Consider the following 796-nt stretch of genomic DNA (forward strand, 5'->3'; position numbering starts at 1 on the left):
TGGTCATCTCCCTGTCAAGTAGACAGTAATAAAAAGAGTATTATGCCACGGCCTTTTCCCGATATTCTATCGGGGAAAGGCCGTGAAGTTTTTCTTGGAATCTTTCTGTATTATAAAACTGAATATATTCTTGAATTGCTCGGTAGGCCATTTCATATGTTTTTGGGCGCACTAAATACAACTTCTCTGTTTTTAAATGTGAGAAGAATGATTCGATACACGCATTATCAAAACAGTTTCCACGTCTAGAATGACTACCGACAAATCCTAATTTCTCTAACTGTTTTGCGTAGGATTTAGATGTATATTGAAACCCTTGATCTGAATGGAAAAGGGGCTTAGTAGTTAATGACTTCCCTTCTAATTGACGTAATGTAGTTAAAACCAAATCTAAATCATTTCTTGAAGATAGCTTCCAGGCAACAATTTCATTGTTGTATAGATCTAACACAGCTGACAAATAGGCAAATTGTTCTCCGATTCGTACATAAGTAATATCTGTTACGAATTTTTGGTTTTGCTTTTCAGCTTGAAACTCTCGATTCAAATGATTTTTAAATACCACAGATGTTTTTCTTCCATAAAACGGACGTTTTTTTCGAATGATAGATTGAATACCCAGCTCTCTCATAAGACGACGAACACGTTTATGATTCATTACCATTCCTTCTCGAGCCAAAGCACGAGTCATACGTTTATACCCATAGTAAGGGTGCTGACGATGAATAGATAAAATATGTTCTTTATGCCACCTATCCCTTTTCTGACGTAAACGCTGCACGTTATGATATTTCCG

1 protein-coding gene is annotated in these 796 nt (G+C 36.2%); it reads right to left on the minus strand.

Annotated elements, in window-relative coordinates; genetic code table 11:
* Positions 1 to 40 precede the first annotated feature (40 nt).
* Positions 41 to 796, minus strand: a 756-nt coding sequence (locus F3I02_RS16180; RefSeq protein WP_196478175.1) for an IS3-like element ISBth8 family transposase, incomplete at its 5' end; no start/stop codon positions are given.

The sequence above is a fragment of the Bacillus sp. SRB3LM genome (genome assembly GCF_015712745.1).
Lineage (GTDB): Bacteria > Bacillota > Bacilli > Bacillales > Bacillaceae_G > Bacillus_A > Bacillus_A thuringiensis_K.